Genomic DNA, 16,932 nt, shown 5'->3' on the forward strand with positions numbered 1-16,932 from the left:
AGTCTAGAGACGAGGCGACCATGCCGCTGGCCGACTTCCCCCGCTATCCGCTCACGTTCGGGCCGAGTCCCGTCCATCCTCTCCGACGCCTCAGCGAGCACCTCGGCGGCGCGCAGATCTGGGCGAAGCGCGAGGACGTCAACTCCGGACTGGCGTTCGGCGGCAACAAGACCCGCAAGCTCGAGTACATCGTCCCGGACGTGCTCGCCCACGGGGCGGACACGCTCGTCTCGATCGGCGGGTATCAGTCGAACCACACCCGGCAGGTGGCGGCGGTCGCGGCGCACTTGGGACTTTCGGCGGTGCTCGTGCAGGAGAGATGGGTCGACTGGCCCGACAGCGTCAACGACCGGGTCGGCAACATCCTGCTGAGCCGCATCATGGGGGCCGACGTGCGACTCGACTCCGCCGGTTTCGGGATCGGGTTCAAGGAGTCGTGGAAGCAGGCGATCGCGAGCGTCGAGGAGCGCGGCGGCAAGCCGTACGCGATCCCGGCCGGCGCCTCCGACCATCCGCTGGGCGGGCTCGGCTTCGCGAACTGGGCCTACGAGGTGCAGAAGCAGGAGCAGGACCTCGGGGTGTTCTTCGACCACATCATCGTGTGCTCCGTCACGGGCTCCACCCACGCGGGCATGATCGCGGGGTTCGCTGCGCTCGCGGATGCGGGCGGCCGCCCACGCCGAGTGATCGGAATCGACGCGAGCGCCAAGATCGACGAGACGCGCAACCAGGTCACGCGCATCGCGCGGGCCACCGCGGCGCTGATCGGCGTCGACCGGCCGCTGCGCGACGACGAGATCGTGCTCCGCGCCGAGTGGGCCGGCGACCGCTACGGCATCCCCGTCGAGTCGACGATCGACGCCATCCGGCTCACGGGCCGACTCGAGGGGGTGATCCTCGACCCCGTGTACGAGGGGAAGTCGATGGCGGGGCTCATCGAGCTCGTCACGAACGGCGAGATCCCGCGCGACAGCACCGTGCTCTTCGCGCACCTCGGCGGACAGCCCGCGCTCAACGCGTACAGCGCGCTGTTCACGCACGCGTGACCGGAGGCGCGGCCGGCGTCAGTCGTGCAGGTCGGGGTGCGCAGCGATGTCGACCCCGTGGTTGTCGGGCGACGCGAGCGACCACCACAGCGGCGCGCGCGAGTCGTCCACGAGCCGGCCCCCGGCGGCGAGCGCAGCGGCGACTCGCGCTTGCGCCTGATCGGCGGGCACGTACACGTCGAAGTGCGTGCGGCCCCTGCCCGGGACATCGCCGGAGATCGGGTTGAAAGCGAGCTGCGGTCCGCAGCGCAGCGGGTCGACGGCATCCGTGTCGCCGAAGTCCTCGTATCCCAGCGCGGCGACGAAGAACGGCCGGGCGTCGGTCTGCGAATGCTGGGCGACGTAGATGCCCACCGACTGAACCCGCGAGGGATCGGCCGTCAGCCCCAGTTCGGCGGCAGCCGCCGAGACCGCCGCCGCGAACTTCGGTGCCGCCGCAGGGAGGCCTTCGGGATCGCGGTACGGCACGCGCACCACGACCCCCTCGGGGCGGAGGTCGACGTCGGCGAGGATGCTGAACCGCTCCGCGGCGTCGACGATCGCGGGGACCAGTCGCGCGGCATCCGCCAAGGAACTCGCCCTGTACATGACCTGCGGGCCGGTTCCTGTGCCGCGCCAGTCCGACACCTCTGGTGCCGTGTGGAACTCGGCCGCCGTGATCAGTCCGGACCGGCTCGCTGACTCGCCCATGGGAGCTCCTTCGCTCGATGCCGCCCGACCCTACTCGGGGGCGCCGACACGCGTCAGCCCGCGAGCCCCGGCCAGATGTGCGGCATCGCCGTGAGGATCTGCTCGACGCAGATCGAGAGCAGGATGAGACCGAACAGCTTCTGGAAGATCTCCATGCCCGCAGGGCCCAGCGCCTTCGCGAGGTACGGGGCGAAGAAGAAGATGACGGCGGTCGCGATCGCCGAGACCGCGATGATGAGGATGCCCCACAGGTAGTCCACGAGGCCCGGGTTGTCTTTGCCGAACGCGATGACGAGCGCGATCGCGCCCGGACCCGCGACGACCGGCATGGCCAGCGGCACGATCGCGGGCGAACCCTGGTTCTGCGTCGGGAGGATCGAACCCGTCTTCGTGAGCATCGCCCACGCGATCGTGGCGACGAAGAGGAATCCGGCGATCTTCAATGACGCGACGCTGATCCCGAAGAACTGCAGGATCACCGCGCCGAGGATGAGCGACAGCGTGAGGACCGCGAAGACGCCGAGACCCGTGACGAGGGCGATGCGGCGCTGCTTGGCCGGCTCCATGTTCGCGGTGACGCTGAGGAACACGGGGATCGTCCCGATCGGGTTGCAGATCGTGAACAGCGCGACGCCGGCGGTGATGAGTGTCGTCTCGTCCATTACCCCTGCCCGTCTCGACGGTCACAGCCCCAGCGTGGAACGCCTCGGCACCCTTGCCGGATGCATATTCTCATGATCTGCGCCACGTTCGTGTGAACGGGTGCGGTTCGGATGGCACTGGCGGCGCCTGCCGCGGCCGGTCAACCGGCGCCCGCCGCCATAATGGCAACGTGCAGCAGCGCCTCGGGCGTGTGACCGCGACCGATGGAACCGAGATCGCGTACTCCTCGGTGGGCGAAGGGCGCCCGGTGGTGTACGTCAGCGGATGGCTCAGTCACCTCGAACTGAGCTGGGCGCTGCCCGAAGAGCGCGCGTTCTACGAGAGCATCGCGGACGGATGCCGGCTCGTGAGGTACGACCGGGCCGGATGCGGGCTGTCACCGGCATCCGGGCGACCGCCGTCGCTCGAGTACGAGCTCGAGCAGCTGTCCGCCGTCGCGAGCACGCTCGGCACGGACCGGTTCGACGTGATCGGCTCCTCGATGGGCGCGCTCGTCGCGGCGGCGTGGGCGGCGGAGCATCCGGAGTCGGTCCGTCGTCTCGTGCTCTACGGCGGCTGGGTGTCGGGACCGGACATCGCAGAGCCGGATGTGCGCGCGCACCTGCTCGGGCTCGTCGAGTCGCACTGGGGTCTCGGGTCGGACGTGCTCACCGACATCTTCGCTCCGGACGCGACCGCCGTGATGCGGCGGCAGGTCGCGCGCTACCAACGCGCGTCCTCGACCGCCGAGACAGCACGCTCCCTGCTCGCGATGAGCTATGACCTCGACGTGGGCGACCAGCTTCCGCGGGTCGAGGCGAAGACGCTCGTGCTGCACCGCGCGGAGGATCGGGCGGCGCCCGTCGCGCAGGCGGAGGCGCTGGCCGCCGGCATCCGGGATGCGGAGCTTCGTGTCGTGCCGGGCCGCTCCCATCTCCCGTTCGCGGGCGACGTGCACAGCCTCGTGGTGCCGATCCGGCGCCACCTCGGCCTGCGCACGCTGCGTCGCGGACCGCGCGCCCTGACCCCGCGACAGAACGAGGTCGCCGCTCTCGTGAGCGAGGGGTGCACCAACCGCGAGATCGCGACGCGGCTGGGCATCGACGAGCGGTCGGCCGAGGGCCATGTCGAGCGCATCCGGATGCGCCTCGGCTTCTCGTCGCGGGCGCAGATCGCCGCGTGGTACGCCGCCCAGGGCGCCGCGCCGTCACCGCCGAAGTGAGGTAGTTCCACGCCTGTTCCGGCGGCCGGAGCCGAGCACGCTGGTGTCGACACCACACAGAGGAGTCGACATGACCGACATCACCACCCCTCGACCGTTCGGAGTGGACTTCGAACGGCACTCCCTGCGCGGGCGCTTCAACGCCGCCTTCTTCCGGCTCATGGGCCCGTACATCGAGTGGACCCTGCGTCGTCGCAAGCAGCGGATCTTCGCGCACCTCCCCCGCGAGGTCGTCGAGATCGGCCCGGGCGTCGGCGCGAACCTCCGCTACCTCTCGCCGGGAACGAACCTCATCGCCATCGAGCCCAACCCCTCGATGCACGAGCCGCTGCAAGAGGCGGCGCGCCGTCGCGGCGTCGAACTCGACCTGCGCACCCGCAGAGCCGAGGTCACCGGTCTGCCTGACAACAGCGCGGACTGCGTGATCTCATCGCTCGCGCTGTGCTCGGTGCAGGACCCCGCGGCCGTCCTCGCCGAGGTGCGGCGCGTGTTGCATCCGGGCGGCACCTTCCGGTTCCTCGAGCACGTCGCCGCACCCGAGGGAACGGTGACGCGGTGGGCTCAGCGGATGCTCCGCCGCCCCTGGGCCTGGACGTTCGAGGGCTGCTCGTGCGAGCGCGACCTCGAGGCCGTGATCCGCGATGCGGGATTCGAGAACGTCTGGGCCGAGCCGTATCGCGTGCACTCCCCCTTCCTGCCGTTCAACACGCAGATCGTGGGTATGGCGTGGGCGTGAAGGAGGGCCGCATCAGCGGCCCTGCTCCATCGCGCGGAGAGCGGGTCGGGACTGACCGCCCAACGGCGCGAGTCGGTCTTCGTAGAACAGGTGCGACGCGCGGGCCCGCACGCGGTTGACGAGAGGCACACGTCCGTCGCTGTTCGGCCGGGCGATGAACGGCTCGATCGGAGCGGGCCCGACCAGGCGGCCGCGCTCTTGCGCGTCCAACTCGCGGTGGACCTCGACGTATCCCCCGCCGGGCATCCGAACGATGCGCCCGGTCTCGTAACCATGCAGCACGGTCTCGCGGTCCTTCTTCTGCAGCGCGACGCACACGCGACGCGTGAGGTCGAACGCGATGATCGGACCCAGGACGACGAGCACCTGGAACGCGGTGATCACGCCCTCCAGCGAGAAGTTCAGCTGTGCCGCGATGACATCGGCGCCACCGGCACCCCAGAGCGCCCCGAAGAAGACGATTCCCGCGACCCCGATGCCCGTGCGGATCGGGACGTTGCGCGGCCGGTCGAGGACGTCCTGGGCACGGGAGTCACCGCTCACCCACTCCTCGATGAACGGGTACACCGCGACGAGCATCAGGAACGCGCCGACGACGAGCAGCGGCACGATGACGGCGAGCGTCCACGTGCGGCCGAGCAACTCGAATTCCCACCCAGGCGGGACGAGCCGCAGAGCTCCGTCGAGGAATCCGGTGTACCAATCCGGTTGGCTGCCGGCGGATGCGTCGCCCGGCGACGCGGGACCGTACAGCCAGACCGGCGCGATCGTCACGGTACCGCCGATGAGGAAGAGGAGGGCCGTCGCCGCGGCGAACAGCCCGCCGGCGCGGACGGCGAAGTTCGGCCAGGCCGGCACGGTGCGCGCTTCTCCGGGGAACCGTGCCGGTTCACGGCCGTACGCGTCCCACCAGCGCCAGACGAGGAGCACGACCAGCAGCACGCCGGAAGCGAGGTGGAGCGGATACAGGTTCTCGATGATCTGACCCGGGAACCCACCTCCGAACAGCAGACGCGACAGCCAGGTGCCGACCACGGGGATGCCGAGCATGATGCCCTCGACGATCCGCAGACCGGTTCCGGAGAGCATGTCGTCCGGCAGCGCGTAGCCGCTCCATCCGCCCAAGAGCGCGGCGACCAGGAGCCCGAAGAGCAGCAGCCACGAAAGCCGCCGCGGCCGCCGGAACGCACCGGTGAAGAACGCGACCACCATCTGCAGCATGATCGCCGCCGGCAGCAGCAGGGCGGCCCAATGGTGCGCCTGGCGCAGCAGAATTCCTCCGGGCATCTCGAGCGAGATGTAGAGCGTCGACTCGAGCGCCTTCGACATCTCCGCACCCGCCAGCGGCACGTAAGGGCCGTGGTATGCCACGGTCTCACTCGACGGCGCGTACGCGAACATCAGGATGGCGCCGGTCACGAACAGCACGAAGACACACGCGAGCGCGATGACACCGAACATGTTCGTCCAGTGCAGCGGCACGCGGCGTGCGGCGAGCTTCGCACGAAGCATCCGCAATCCCCGACCCGGCGCCGAATGGGTGATCACGCGCTCGAGACGGTCGGTGATGGAATGGTGTCTCTTCCGGTCGAGAATCGTTGGCATCGTTCTGCCTCCTGCCCTCACCTGTAAGACACCGCTCGGCGGCGATCTGTGACAAGTGACAGGCGGAGGCGCCGCCGGTGATCGCTACGCGGGTTCCTCGCGCGCGAGGGCCCACTCGTGCCGATCGAGACGGAAGCGCACGTAGAAGATGAGGCAGAAGATCAGCACGCCCATCGCCATCCACGGTCCGACGGTCCGCATGATCACGAACTCGGATGCCGACGCGACCGTGAGGTGCCAGCCCTCCCACGCGACGATCCCGAGCTCGACGACGGCCCATGCGAGCGTGACGTGGGCGGCGACCCGTCGGTAGACGGGGTGGTCGGGAGTCAGCCGGCGGTAGGGCGTCACGAGAGGGATCAGGTACGAGGCGACCGGCGTGCGCGTGAAGGCCGTCACTCCGACGGCGATCGCGGTGAGGGCGCTGAGTGCCACGCCTGCGCCGAAGTACACGACGTGCGACTGCGTGAGGATGCCGGCGACCGCCTTGAGCACGACGTAGGCGAGGGCGAGCGGCAGGAGGAGCCCGATCCGGCGGCCCCCGATCCGCCGCACGACGATGAGCACGACCGTGAGGGCGCTGGCGGCGATCATCGCCGGCACGAGCCCGAGCCACGCGTCGACGATCAGGAACGCCGCGGTGGGCAGGAGCGACATCAGCGCCGGCACGAGCCCGGGGCGGCGGAGCGCGGTGGCTGAAGGGGACATGCCTCGAGTCTCGTGACGCGACGCCCGCGCCGGATCCACCGATCGGTGTACGCCCGGTCGTACATTCGGTCGGGTCGCGACGATGAGACGGATGCCGCGCCGGTCGCCCTACGCCGCGGACTCGAGCCGGCGTCTGCGGTACTTCTCCGCGGTGAGGCGGTTCGTGCGGCGGTAGCGGGCGATCTTCTCGTACCGAAGTGTGCGCTCCACGTCGATCGTGACGAGCATGTCCGGCTCGTAGCCGATTCGCTGCCCGGTGTGCTGGAGCGCGAAGGTCACGTCGAGGTCCTCGCTGATGACGTGGTCTCCGACCGTCACGACGTCTCGGATGGCCTCCCACGCCTCGCGCCGCAGGGCCATGTTGTGGCCGTAGAGAACCGGGCCGCCGCCGATGAGCACTTCATGTGCCGCCTTCACCAGACCGTAGGCCGTGCGACCGACGACGCGGTCGCCCGACGAGAGCCGGGTGAAGCCCGCCGGGCCGGTGAGGGCGGCCAGCCCGGCATCCGCCTCGAACGCCTTGCGTATGGCAGCCGCCCAACCGGCTGTGACGATCGTGTCAGCGTCGATGCGCGCGATGACATCGCCCGTCGCCGCGTCGAACCCGGTGTTGCGGGCGTAGGTGATGCCGGGGCGCGGCTCGGTCAGCACGACGACGCCGGCGTGCGAGCGAGCGATCTCGGCCGTCCTGTCGCTCGACCCGTTGTCGACGACGATGATCTCGCCCACCGGGTCGGACTGGAGGCTCAGCGCCCGCAGGCACGCCTCGAGAATCCGCTCCTCATCCCGCGCCGGGATGACGACGCTCAGGCTCACTCGTTCTTCCGTCATCCGCATGATGTTCACGCAGAGAGCTCCTCGAAAGGATCCCATTGACTTCTGGAGTTGTGATCGGTACGGCGTGACGGCGGAGCAACGGATGCCGCACGCCGCCCCGATATCTCAAATCTAACTCGCCACGACGTGCGTCTGCCCGTGCCATTGCGCCGCGAATGCCAGCCAACTCGCACCGAGGACGATCCAGAGGGCGCCGGCCGCCGCACCTGCGGAGATGTTGGCCGCCATCGAGGTCGTGCCGCCGACGAGCACCGCGGCCGAGGAGAAGACGACGAGAGCGATCTGAGCGATCAGCACGGCCCCCGCCAACCGACGCGTCCCCTGCCCCAGGTGCCCCTCCCGCACTGCGGCACGGGCGGCCACCCACCCCCATGCCGCCAGCAGAAGCGTTCCGGGCAGCCAGTTCGCAAGCGGCAGGAACAGCTCGACGAGTCCGGCAAGGCGAAGAATCCCGACGAGTGCCGCAGCGCCCAAGCTGAGCGCTGCGAGAATCGCGATGGCCGAGGAGCTGACGGAGCGGGCGCCCCGACTTACGAGGAACATCGCCACGAACGTCGGTATGAGCGCGACAGCGAAGATGATCTCCCATATGTGCCCCAGGACGCCGAGAAGAGGCGTCGGCCCGAACCGCCCTTCGATCGAGATGACGACCGCGAGCACGCCCAGCGCCAGAATCGCCGTTCCGCCCAGCGCGAGCGACACGCGCAGCACGCGGGTCGCGGCTGGGTCTCGTTGCGGCGACGCCGTCATTCGACCCCCCTCGTGCCGTCCGGGCCTGGCATCAGCGCGCCTTGAGCTCCCGCCCGTGCACGGTGAGCGCATAGATCACCAGGATGTCGATCGCGAGGACCGCGAGGGAGAGCCACGGCTGGGCAGCGATGAGCGTCAGCTGCGCCAGCGCGTTCAACGCGACGAGGACGATCGCGATCACGCGCGCCCACGTCGCGCCGCCCAGCAGCGCGACGCCGATCAGCAGCAGCAGGATGCCGATGATCAGGTGGAACGAGCCCCAGGATTGGATGTCCACCGAGAACAACCCCGCTTCCGTGGTGAAGAAGAGGGAGTCGGGCCCGATGAGAGCCTGCAGCCCGTGGAAGATGTTGAGCAGGCCGGAGATGATGAGGATGACGGCGGCGAACACGCCCCACCCCACCCAGCCGGTGACGGTGTTGTCAGTCATTCGGGTGATCCTTTCGCGTCGGTGGAGCCTCTCGGCTCCGCTGACGCCGTGCGTGGGGCCCCGGCGTCGAAAACGATTCTTGGAGCACGCCGAACGCCCGCGCGTCACGCAAGTCGCGTGAAATCACTCGAACGATGCCCGCCGCCGAATTGCGTCCGCAGGCGAACAGAGCCGCCCACCGGTGCGATCGCCCTATGGCCCCGAGCGGTCCCGTGCGGCACTATGGGCGTTGTGAGGGCGCGGGCGTACCGCGCTGGGGCATGTTGGGCGATACGCGACGGAAGCACATGAGGAACGCTTCGAGCGACGAGGTGCGCGGTCTCCGACTGTTCCGCCGAGAGCATCTTGAAGCGGGGGTGCGCCATGCCGAGGTTCCCCAACGGGCAGATCCCTGAGTCCCACCTCATCGTGCTGGACAAGGGCCGCAATGAGGACGGCCCCTGGAAACACCTCGCGCCGCCTGGGACGGCCGCGCGGTGGAATCATGTCGTCGCCACGGGTCGGGCGAAGTACGGCGTGACCCTCCGGGTCACTCCGGGTTGGAACCTGTTCCGGCCGCTGGACGTTCAGGTGCTGTATCGGAAACGGCTCGGAATCATGGCCGCGGTGCCGGGATTCTCCTCGCACGGCGGTGTGTTCCGGGGTTCCGACTGCATGGCGATCGATGTGCAGAACTGGGGCGCTTTGGCGCCCGGGAACGAATTCCTCGCTTGGGCACGGTTCGTCAGCCTGTGCCGACTGGCCGGATTCCGCATGGACTTCGTCACGCCTCAGGAACGATGGCACGTCGGCGACTTCGACCCCTGGAACGCGCCCGCGGGCTTCGCGAAGGTCCGAATCAACCCCATCACCGTACGAAACGAGGAGGACGACATGCCCATCATCGTGGTCCAGCGCAAGGACTCTCAGCTCGCGAAAGGCCTCTTCGACCTGACCACGGGCAAGCTCCGGCGCGAGATCTCGAAGGCCGAGAACACTCTCTACCGTGCCGCGCAGCAGGTCGACCCCCACGCGGTCATCTACGCGACCGTCAGCGACAAGGATTACGCGATCCTCCGCGGCTGATCACGGCCGCGGTGGATCCGCATTCGGAGTCGATTCGGGCGGATCATCCGGCCAGCCGCTCGAAGATGCCGAGCTCGTTCGCGGCGGCACGCGCGATGAGGAAGCCGACGATGCCGATGATCCAGGCCGTGTTCTCGCGACCGGCGCGCTCCATCCACGCGGCGAGGCGCGCGAGGGGACGCTCGACGAGTGGCGCCGCGACGATCCGCAGCAGCAGAAGCACGAGCGCCGGCACGATCATGACCGCGCAGTACCCCGCCAGGGCGGCGAACCGCACCGGCATGGCGAGGGGGGCCTCGGCGAGCATGCCCATGGCCACGAGATACGGCAGCATCGTCGCCACCTCGACGAGCCCGGCGCCGATGGCGACGGCCATCACGGCACCACCCGACGCGTCGGGAGACAGCAGCCGGTCGCGCCGGCGCGTGAGCCGGGTTTCCGTTGCCGACGCTGTCGCGGTGGCGGATGCCGCGGGCACCGCCTCGGCCGGCGGGGACGATGCGCCGGAGGCTGCGGGCGGCGCGGCCGGCTTCGAACCTCCCATGAAGATCGCGATGACCAGCAGTCCTCCGCCGATGACCAGCCGTGCGATCTGCCCCGTCGTGGACGACAGCAACTCCTGGGCGACATCGACGAGATTCACCAGGCCGAGCATGAAGAGGACGCCCACCGCGAGATAGAACGCCGCGATCGTGACGAGGTACAGCAACACCCGGCGCGAACGCACTCGGCCTGGAGCGAGCAGCAGGAACACAGGGATGAGCAGCGTGCCCACACTGAGCCCGTCCAGGAGCGCGAGCACGCCCAGCGTGATCGCGAGAGGCGCGTCGGAGAGGAAATCCATGGGTCCAGGCTGGTCGCTCTGGGAGCGACGCGGATCGGGCAGAAGGCGGAGCTGACGCCTGCGCCGTCTCGTTCTTTCGACGGATACCGCCGATCCGGCGGCGTGGTTGCATGGAGAGCGTGAGGGAGAGACCGGCCGGTTTCGTGACGACCGTGGTCGCGTGGGTGCGCGGGCATCGCGCTCTGGCGGACGCGCTCGGCTACGCGGTCTTCACGATCGCCGCGGCAGCCCTCGGACTGGTCGGGCTGTGGTCAGTGTTCTCCCTGCTGCCCCAGCCCGTGTCGCCGTGGTGGTCGCTGGTGACGGGTCTGCCGGCGTGCGCGTTGGTGCTCTTCCGCGCCCGAGCACCGCTCGCTCTCCTGGGCGTGGCGCTCGCGCTGCTCGTCGTCGATCTGCTCACCGTCGGCGGCGTCACGACGCTGATCGTGGCGCTCGATCTGCTGTACGCGGCCACACTCGCGGCCTCTGCCTCGCGACGGCGCCGCATCCTCGTCGGCGTCGCGATCGCCGTCGTGGCGGCTGCTGCGATCGCGCTCGTCCTCACCGGCGACGTGCGGATCGGCGTGCTCATGGGGCTCCAGTTGGGTGCCCTCGCCGGCACGTGCTACTGGTACGCCACGTCGGTAGCGCAGGCGCACGAGCTCGTGGCACTGCATCGCGAGCGCGCAGAGGAGGCCGCACGGAAGGCCGAGGACGAACGCGCGGCGGTTGTGCGCAGGGAGCGGGAGCAGATGGCCCGCGAACTCCACGACCTCGTCGCCGGGGATGTCTCGGCGATCGCGATCCGTGCCGAGGCGGCACTGTCGATCGACGGCTCGGCGGAATCCGATCGCGCGGCGCTGCGCGCGGTGCGCGACTCGAGCCTCGCGGCGCATCAGGCGCTGCGCTCGATGATCGCGGTCCTTCGCACCGGCGACGGTGCGGTCGCCGGTGCGCGCCGAGACTCGCTGGGAGACCTCGTGGCGGACGCGCGTCGCGATGGACTGACGGTGCGGGTCGAGGACTCGCTGCCTCCCCGCATCCCGGCGCCCGTCGACCAGGCGGTCACGCGCATCGTCCAGGAGTCCCTCGCGAACTGCGTACGTCACGCTGCCGGCGCGGACGTCGAGATCACGCTGCGAGCGGATGACGCGGGCCGCGTGCTCGTGCGCGTGGACTCGCGAGGCGGTGCCGCCGTGACCAGCCCGCAGATCTTCGGAAGCGGATGGGGGCTGGAGCTGCTGCGCGAGCGGGCGCGCGCGCTGGGCGGCCGGCTCGAGGCCGGACCCCGACCAGACGGCTGGTCGGTGCGGGCGACGCTGCCGATGGAGGTGCCGGCGTGACCGGTCCGATCCCGCGCGTGCTCCTCGCGGACGACCACGTCGCGATCCGCGAAGGTCTGCGCATCATGCTCGAAGCGCACGGCATCGAGGTGGTCGGCGAGGCCGCCGACGGTGCGGTCGCCGTGCGAAACGCCGCGGCTCTGCGCCCGGATGTCGTGCTGATGGATCTGCGCATGCCGTCGGTCGACGGAGTGGCCGCCACGCGAGAGATCGCCGCCGCGGGCTGGGCGCACGTTCTGGTGCTCACGAGCTTCGACGAGGACGAGCTCGTTTCCGGGGCACTCCGAGCGGGTGCGGCAGGTTTCCTCCTCAAGACGGCGGATGCCGCGACCGTCGTCGACGCCGTGCGACGCGTCGCGGCGGGCGAAGGGGTCCTGGATCCGCGTGTCACCCGGCGCGCGCTGGCGCTGATTCCCCGGGACGACGACGACGTGGACGCAGGCCGCAGCCTGACCGAGAACCTCACCGCGCGGGAGCGCGAGGTGCTCGACGCGATGCGCGCCGGGCGCTCCAACTCCCAGATCGCCGATGATCTCGGGATCTCCGTCGCGACGGTCAAGACCCACGTGTCGAACGTGCTGGCCAAGCTCGGCGCACGCAGCCGCTCACACGCGGTGGCGCTCATGTCAGGTGCGACCGACACCTGAATCGCGGTCGCGGGAGATCAGCGCCGGACGCGGTAGCGCACGTGGAGTGCGGCACCCTGGCGCACCTCGACGAGCTCGAGGTCGAGCGGCGCGCCCGGGCCGAGGTCGAAGAGTCGCCGCCCTTCCCGCAGCAGGACCGGCATGACGTGCAGCTGCACCTCGTCGATCAGGCCCGCGTCGATCGCCGCCTGACCCGTTCCCGCGCCCTGCACCCTCACGTCGGCGTCGCCGGCTGCCTCCCGTGCGCTGCCGATCGCCTCCTCGATGGAGTCGACGTAGGTGAACTTCGACCAGCGCGGCTCACCCCGACCCGGCTGTCGGCGCGCGTAGATGAACACGGGCGGGCCCTCGTACGCGTCCCCGCCCCAGCCACCGGCCGGATCGACCGTGCCAGGGCCGGCCACCGAAGCGCCGACCGACTGATATGCGGCCATCATCTCGGCGTCGACCCCGGTGGGCCCGCTCTCGAGGAAGCGGCCGTCCGCGTCGCGCGGCAGCACCCAGTCGTGCAGGCGCTGCCCGCCGTCGCCGAGTCCGTTGTCGATCGTCTCGTTCGGACCGGCGATGAACCCGTCGACAGAGATGGACATGTCGAGAATCGTCCTGCTCACGAGGTGCGTCCTTTCTCGTGGGATTCCTTCGGCACGGATGCTCCGCCACCACCCGGGCCGGCGGCGGAGCGCGCACGCACCCAGGCGATGAGGAAGGCGATCGCGAACGCCAAGTGGACGATCAGGAAGTAGGTGGCTGCGGCGCGCGCGGTGCCGGTGGCGACGCCGACGACATCGTTGGCGGCGACGCCGCCGAAGCCGACGAGATCGGCCAGGATCACCGTGTTCCTGATCGACGGCGGGTCGGCGTTGCGCGACATCCAGTTCAGCACCGCGATGCCGAGCAGAGGACCGCCGAGCAGCCGCAGCAAGGCGAGCAGCTCCGTCGACGGGTCGTCGGGCACGGCGTCGATTCCGAACTGCGCCGGGAAGATCAGCAGGGCGAGTCCGATGACCGCGAGGTACGCGGCGGAGATCATGAGCAGCGGCTTGGTCATGCGCCCATCGTGATCGCGGTCGACCGCGGTGTCGTCACGTAAGCGCCGCGATGTCCGAAATCCTGGGATACCAGTCTCGTCGTCTTGCCCCGCCCGGCCTAGCCTGGACGCGTGAACCAGCCCAAAGTGGTCGTGATCGGGTACGAGGGAGCCGAACTCGTCGACATCGCCTGCGTGACGACCGCCTTCGGCCTCGCGAACAGGCTCGGCGCCGACCCGAAGTACGAGGTCACGTTCGCGACCGTGAAGGGCGCAGACATCCGGTGCGAGACAGGGCTCGTCCTGCGTGCGGATGCCGCGGTCGAGGCCATCGAGAACGCCGACACCATCGTGGTCTCCGGCGGCGACGGTCACCGGCGCGCTGCGCACGACCCGGCGATCGTCCGCGAAGTCCGCCGTCTGGCGGCGACGGCGCGGCGCATCGCGTCGGTGTGCACCGGCGCCACGGTGCTCGCCGGTGCGGGACTCCTCGACGGGAGGCGTGCGACGACGCACTGGCTGTACGCCGCCGAGCTCGCATCCGATCACCCCGCCGTCCAGGTCGACGCCTCGCCGGTCTTCGTGAGGGACGGGAACATCGCCACATCGGGCGGAGTGACGGCGTCGCTCGATCTCGCGCTCGCCTTCATCGAGGAGGACCACGGCCCAGAGCTCGCGCGGTACGTCGCGATGGGCATGGTCGCCTACCTCCAGCGACCGGGCAACCAGGCGCAGATGAGCATCTTCACGACCGCGCCGAATCCGGACGACCTCGTCGTGCGGCGCGCGCTCAATCGCATCCTCACCCATCCCGAAGCAGACCTCACCACCTCGTCCCTGGCCGCGCACGCGCGCGTGAGCACCCGGCATCTCACGCGGCTGTTCCGCGAGCACCTGGGCGAGTCGCCCGGCGCGACGGTGCGCCGCATCCGCCTCGAGATCGGCGCCCGCCTGACGGCGACGACCAGGCTCCCCCTCTCGCAGGTCGCGCGGCGGTGCGGATTCTCGTCGGCGGAGACGTTCCGGCAGGCGTTCGTCGCGAAGTACGGCGTCAGTCCCCGCGTGTTCCGTGCGACGCAGACACGCCCGTAGCGCCATGAGTAACGTCGGTCCCGAACGGCTGACGAACCATGTGGAGGGGCGCAGAGCATGAGCACGAAGTCACCCATCTCCCCGTTCTCGAAGAACCCGGATTTCGACTTCGAGATCCGGATCGCGCTCGGTCTGAGCGTTGCGGGAGCAGGCGACCCCGGAGAGATCCTCGCGGCCACGCAACGCGTCAAGAAGAACGATCAGGAGGGCTGGTTCTCGGCGTGGCGAGCGCTCGCCGATCGGACGAGGGAAGCCGCCGAGCGATCCGCGGAGGGCGGGCACCGGGTCAGCGCGGCATCCGCCTACCTTCGGGCGTCTGCGTACTACGCGAACGCGGTCAACGCGGCGAGCTCGCTCGATGACTCCGGGCGGCTGACGGCGGCGTTCGAGCGGCAGCAGGCGGCCTGGCGGGGGTTCATCGAACACACGTCGGTCGATGTGACGCCCGTCGAGATCCCGTATGAACAGGACCCCCTGCCCGGATACCTGTTCCGCGCACCGACGCGCGACGCGAACGGGAACCCTCTGCTCGTCGCCGTGAACGGCAGCGACGGCTCGCTCGCGGCGCTGTGGGGGTGCTGCGTCGCCGCAGGCCTCGAGCGCGGCTACGACGTGCTCGTCTTCGACGGGCCGGGCCAGCAGTCCCAGCTGTTCGAGAAGAACGTCCCTTTCCGCCCGGACTGGGAGCACGTGCTCACGCCGGTCTACGACTTCATCGCCGCGCTCGACGACGTCGATCGCGCGCGGATCGCCGTGTACGGAATCAGCCAGGGCGGCTACTGGGTGACACGCGCGATCGCGTTCGAGCATCGTTTCGCCGCCGCCGTCGTCGACCCCGGCGTGCTCGACGTGTCGACGTCGTGGACGGCACACATCCCGGCGAGCCTGCTGAAGCATCTGGACAACGGCGACGTCGAGAAGTTCGACGAGCAGATGGCCCTCGCGATGAAGTTCTTCCCCGCCGCGGGGCGCACCTGGGCGTTCCGGGCGCGGCCCTACGGTACGACCGGCTACGCGGAGACGCTCACCGCCGTCCGCGAGTACGACGCCACCGAGGTGGCGCACCAGATCACCACGCCTCTGCTGGTCATCGACCCCGAGAACGAGCAGTTCTGGCCCGGGCAGCCGCAGCGCCTCGCGGAACTCACTCGGGGCGTATCGACGCTGCTCAGCTTCACGGCGGCCGAAGGCGCGGACGGACACTGTCAGCCGCTCGCCCGCGCCGTCACTGCTGAGCGCATGTTCGACTGGCTCGACGACCGGCTGGAGGATGCCCGGGCAAGAAAATAGCCCAGTCACCTGGGCTGTTTTTGGCGGAGACGGAGGGATTTGAACCCTCGGTCCCCCGGAGGGGACTCCACCTTAGCAGGGTGGTGCACTAGGCCTGACTATGCGACGTCTCCAGGCATCCGTTCGCCGAAGCCATACAGATGCGCTCAGCAATCATAACCCGGACCCGCGCGTGGCAAGAACCGAGGACGGCTCCGGGAGCGCGAGGGTACGACCCGGATGCCGCGCCCGCAACCCCGCTGTCTGCACCGCTCCGGGGCCCCAGACTCTGTGCCATGACCGACACACCTGACCGCCACGAGCAGGTCGCCCCGACCCAGCGCCTCGACGACACCTCGACATACGATCGCGACACCGCCGCTGCCCGCTACGACAGCGACGTCGCATCCGCGCACACCGACGATCGCGCCCTCCGCGAACAGGTCCTCGCCCGCGAAGAGGAGCGCTTCGGTGGGTTCAAGTTCGGCTCCGCGTTCTTCGGCTGGATCGCCGCGATGGGTCTCGCGCTCCTGCTGACCGCCCTCATCGCCGCGATCGGCGGTGCCATCGGCGCGGTCGCCCCCGAGGCGGCGGAGGACGCAGCGAACGCCGCCGCCGACAACATGCGCGTCGCGACCATCGTCGGCGCGATCGCGCTCGCCCTCGTGCTGTTCATCTCGTACTTCGCGGGCGGTTACGTCGCCGGACGCATGGCCCGGTTCAGCGGCGTCAAGCAGGGGCTCGCGGTGTGGCTGTGGGCGATCATCATCGCCGTCATCGTCGCCGTCGTCACGGCGGTCGGCGGAGCCCAGTGGGACATCCTGGGCGCCCTCGGCGGCTTCCCGCGCATCCCGGTGACTCCCGAGACCGCGACGACCGCGGGCATCCTCACCGCGGTGGGCGCCGCTGTCGTGACGCTCGCCGGCGCGCTCCTCGGTGGTGCGACCGGAATGCGGTACCACCGCCGCGTCGACCGCGAGGGGTTCGCCGTCTGAGGCTC

At 69.8% G+C, this 16,932-nt stretch carries 19 protein-coding genes and 1 tRNA gene; 9 read left to right on the forward strand and 11 right to left on the reverse strand.

Annotated features, from left to right (window positions below):
• Nucleotides 1-20 precede the first annotated feature (20 nt).
• A complete protein-coding gene (locus VNR19_RS13210) occupies nt 21-1,046 on the forward strand; it encodes a 1-aminocyclopropane-1-carboxylate deaminase (RefSeq protein WP_325031669.1) in 1,026 nt (341 codons plus the stop codon).
• 18 nt (nt 1,047-1,064) lie between these two features.
• On the opposite strand, the gene VNR19_RS13215 is transcribed toward VNR19_RS13210, so the two are convergent.
• Together VNR19_RS13215 and VNR19_RS13220 are read right to left on the reverse strand one after the other, a co-directional pair.
• Nucleotides 1,065-1,736, reverse strand: coding sequence for a VOC family protein (locus VNR19_RS13215; protein ID WP_325031668.1), 672 nt, complete (start codon nt 1,734-1,736; stop codon nt 1,065-1,067).
• Nucleotides 1,737-1,789: 53 nt separating this feature from the next.
• A complete protein-coding gene (locus VNR19_RS13220) occupies nt 1,790-2,398 on the reverse strand; it encodes a MarC family protein (protein ID WP_325727476.1) in 609 nt (202 codons plus the stop codon).
• Nucleotides 2,399-2,568: 170 nt separating this feature from the next.
• Here VNR19_RS13220 and VNR19_RS13225 point away from each other — a divergent pair, with 170 nt between their 5' ends.
• The gene (locus VNR19_RS13225) at nt 2,569-3,600 is read left to right on the forward strand and encodes an alpha/beta fold hydrolase (RefSeq protein ID WP_325727478.1); all 1,032 of its coding nucleotides are present in this window, start codon (nt 2,569-2,571) and stop codon (nt 3,598-3,600) included.
• A gap of 70 nt (nt 3,601-3,670) precedes the next feature.
• Nucleotides 3,671-4,336, forward strand: a complete 666-nt coding sequence (locus VNR19_RS13230; RefSeq protein ID WP_325727480.1) for a class I SAM-dependent methyltransferase — start codon at nt 3,671-3,673, stop codon at nt 4,334-4,336.
• Between the two features lie 12 nt (nt 4,337-4,348).
• Here VNR19_RS13230 and VNR19_RS13235 read toward each other — a convergent pair whose 3' ends face one another.
• The 5 genes from VNR19_RS13235 to VNR19_RS13255 all read right to left on the reverse strand — a co-directional run bounded on the left by VNR19_RS13235 (nt 4,349) and on the right by VNR19_RS13255 (nt 8,666).
• Nucleotides 4,349-5,848, reverse strand: coding sequence for a cytochrome b (locus VNR19_RS13235; protein WP_325727482.1), 1,500 nt, complete (start codon nt 5,846-5,848; stop codon nt 4,349-4,351).
• A gap of 177 nt (nt 5,849-6,025) precedes the next feature.
• Complete coding sequence (locus VNR19_RS13240; RefSeq protein ID WP_325727484.1) at nt 6,026-6,649, reverse strand: DUF3159 domain-containing protein; 624 nt, start codon at nt 6,647-6,649, stop codon at nt 6,026-6,028.
• Nucleotides 6,650-6,757: 108 nt separating this feature from the next.
• The gene (locus tag VNR19_RS13245; protein ID WP_325727486.1) at nt 6,758-7,480 is read right to left on the reverse strand and encodes a glycosyltransferase family 2 protein; all 723 of its coding nucleotides are present in this window, start codon (nt 7,478-7,480) and stop codon (nt 6,758-6,760) included.
• 117 nt (nt 7,481-7,597) lie between these two features.
• A complete protein-coding gene (locus VNR19_RS13250; protein ID WP_325727488.1) occupies nt 7,598-8,236 on the reverse strand; it encodes a hypothetical protein in 639 nt (212 codons plus the stop codon).
• Between the two features lie 31 nt (nt 8,237-8,267).
• Nucleotides 8,268-8,666, reverse strand: a complete 399-nt coding sequence (locus tag VNR19_RS13255; RefSeq protein WP_325727490.1) for a DUF7144 family membrane protein — start codon at nt 8,664-8,666, stop codon at nt 8,268-8,270.
• Between the two features lie 408 nt (nt 8,667-9,074).
• Here VNR19_RS13255 and VNR19_RS13260 point away from each other — a divergent pair, with 408 nt between their 5' ends.
• Nucleotides 9,075-9,731 (forward strand): hypothetical protein, encoded by a 657-nt coding sequence (locus VNR19_RS13260; RefSeq protein ID WP_325727492.1) that lies wholly within the window; start codon nt 9,075-9,077, stop codon nt 9,729-9,731.
• 43 nt (nt 9,732-9,774) lie between these two features.
• Here the strand turns inward: VNR19_RS13260 and VNR19_RS13265 are convergent, their stop codons facing one another.
• Nucleotides 9,775-10,575, reverse strand: a complete 801-nt coding sequence (locus tag VNR19_RS13265; RefSeq protein ID WP_325727494.1) for a GAP family protein — start codon at nt 10,573-10,575, stop codon at nt 9,775-9,777.
• Nucleotides 10,576-10,694: 119 nt separating this feature from the next.
• Between VNR19_RS13265 and VNR19_RS13270 the strand changes: the two genes are divergently transcribed.
• Nucleotides 10,695-11,897 carry a sensor histidine kinase gene (locus VNR19_RS13270; RefSeq protein WP_325727496.1) on the forward strand — a complete coding sequence of 401 codons (1,203 nt, stop codon included), beginning with the start codon at nt 10,695-10,697 and terminating at the stop codon, nt 11,895-11,897.
• Nucleotides 11,894-12,544 (forward strand): response regulator transcription factor, encoded by a 651-nt coding sequence (locus VNR19_RS13275; RefSeq protein WP_325727498.1) that lies wholly within the window; start codon nt 11,894-11,896, stop codon nt 12,542-12,544. The genes VNR19_RS13270 and VNR19_RS13275 overlap by 4 nt, the downstream gene beginning before the upstream one ends.
• Nucleotides 12,545-12,561: 17 nt before the next feature.
• Here VNR19_RS13275 and VNR19_RS13280 read toward each other — a convergent pair whose 3' ends face one another.
• Nucleotides 12,562-13,134 carry a dihydrofolate reductase family protein gene (locus VNR19_RS13280; protein ID WP_325727500.1) on the reverse strand — a complete coding sequence of 191 codons (573 nt, stop codon included), beginning with the start codon at nt 13,132-13,134 and terminating at the stop codon, nt 12,562-12,564.
• 17 nt (nt 13,135-13,151) lie between these two features.
• Nucleotides 13,152-13,592, reverse strand: coding sequence for a hypothetical protein (locus VNR19_RS13285; protein ID WP_325727502.1), 441 nt, complete (start codon nt 13,590-13,592; stop codon nt 13,152-13,154).
• Nucleotides 13,593-13,703: 111 nt separating this feature from the next.
• Between VNR19_RS13285 and VNR19_RS13290 the strand changes: the two genes are divergently transcribed.
• The gene (locus VNR19_RS13290) at nt 13,704-14,663 is read left to right on the forward strand and encodes a GlxA family transcriptional regulator (protein ID WP_325727504.1); all 960 of its coding nucleotides are present in this window, start codon (nt 13,704-13,706) and stop codon (nt 14,661-14,663) included.
• Between the two features lie 57 nt (nt 14,664-14,720).
• The gene (locus tag VNR19_RS13295) at nt 14,721-15,953 is read left to right on the forward strand and encodes an alpha/beta hydrolase family protein (RefSeq protein WP_325727506.1); all 1,233 of its coding nucleotides are present in this window, start codon (nt 14,721-14,723) and stop codon (nt 15,951-15,953) included.
• 21 nt (nt 15,954-15,974) lie between these two features.
• Here the strand turns inward: VNR19_RS13295 and VNR19_RS13300 are convergent.
• Nucleotides 15,975-16,066: transfer RNA gene (locus tag VNR19_RS13300), tRNA-Ser, on the reverse strand.
• A 162-nt stretch (nt 16,067-16,228) separates the two neighbouring features.
• Here VNR19_RS13300 and VNR19_RS13305 point away from each other — a divergent pair.
• Nucleotides 16,229-16,927, forward strand: coding sequence for a hypothetical protein (locus VNR19_RS13305; protein WP_325727508.1), 699 nt, complete (start codon nt 16,229-16,231; stop codon nt 16,925-16,927).
• Nucleotides 16,928-16,932: the final 5 nt, after the last annotated feature.

Origin of the sequence: Microbacterium sp., assembly GCF_035556355.1 — a bacterium.
Classification (GTDB): Bacteria; Actinomycetota; Actinomycetes; order Actinomycetales; family Microbacteriaceae; genus Microbacterium.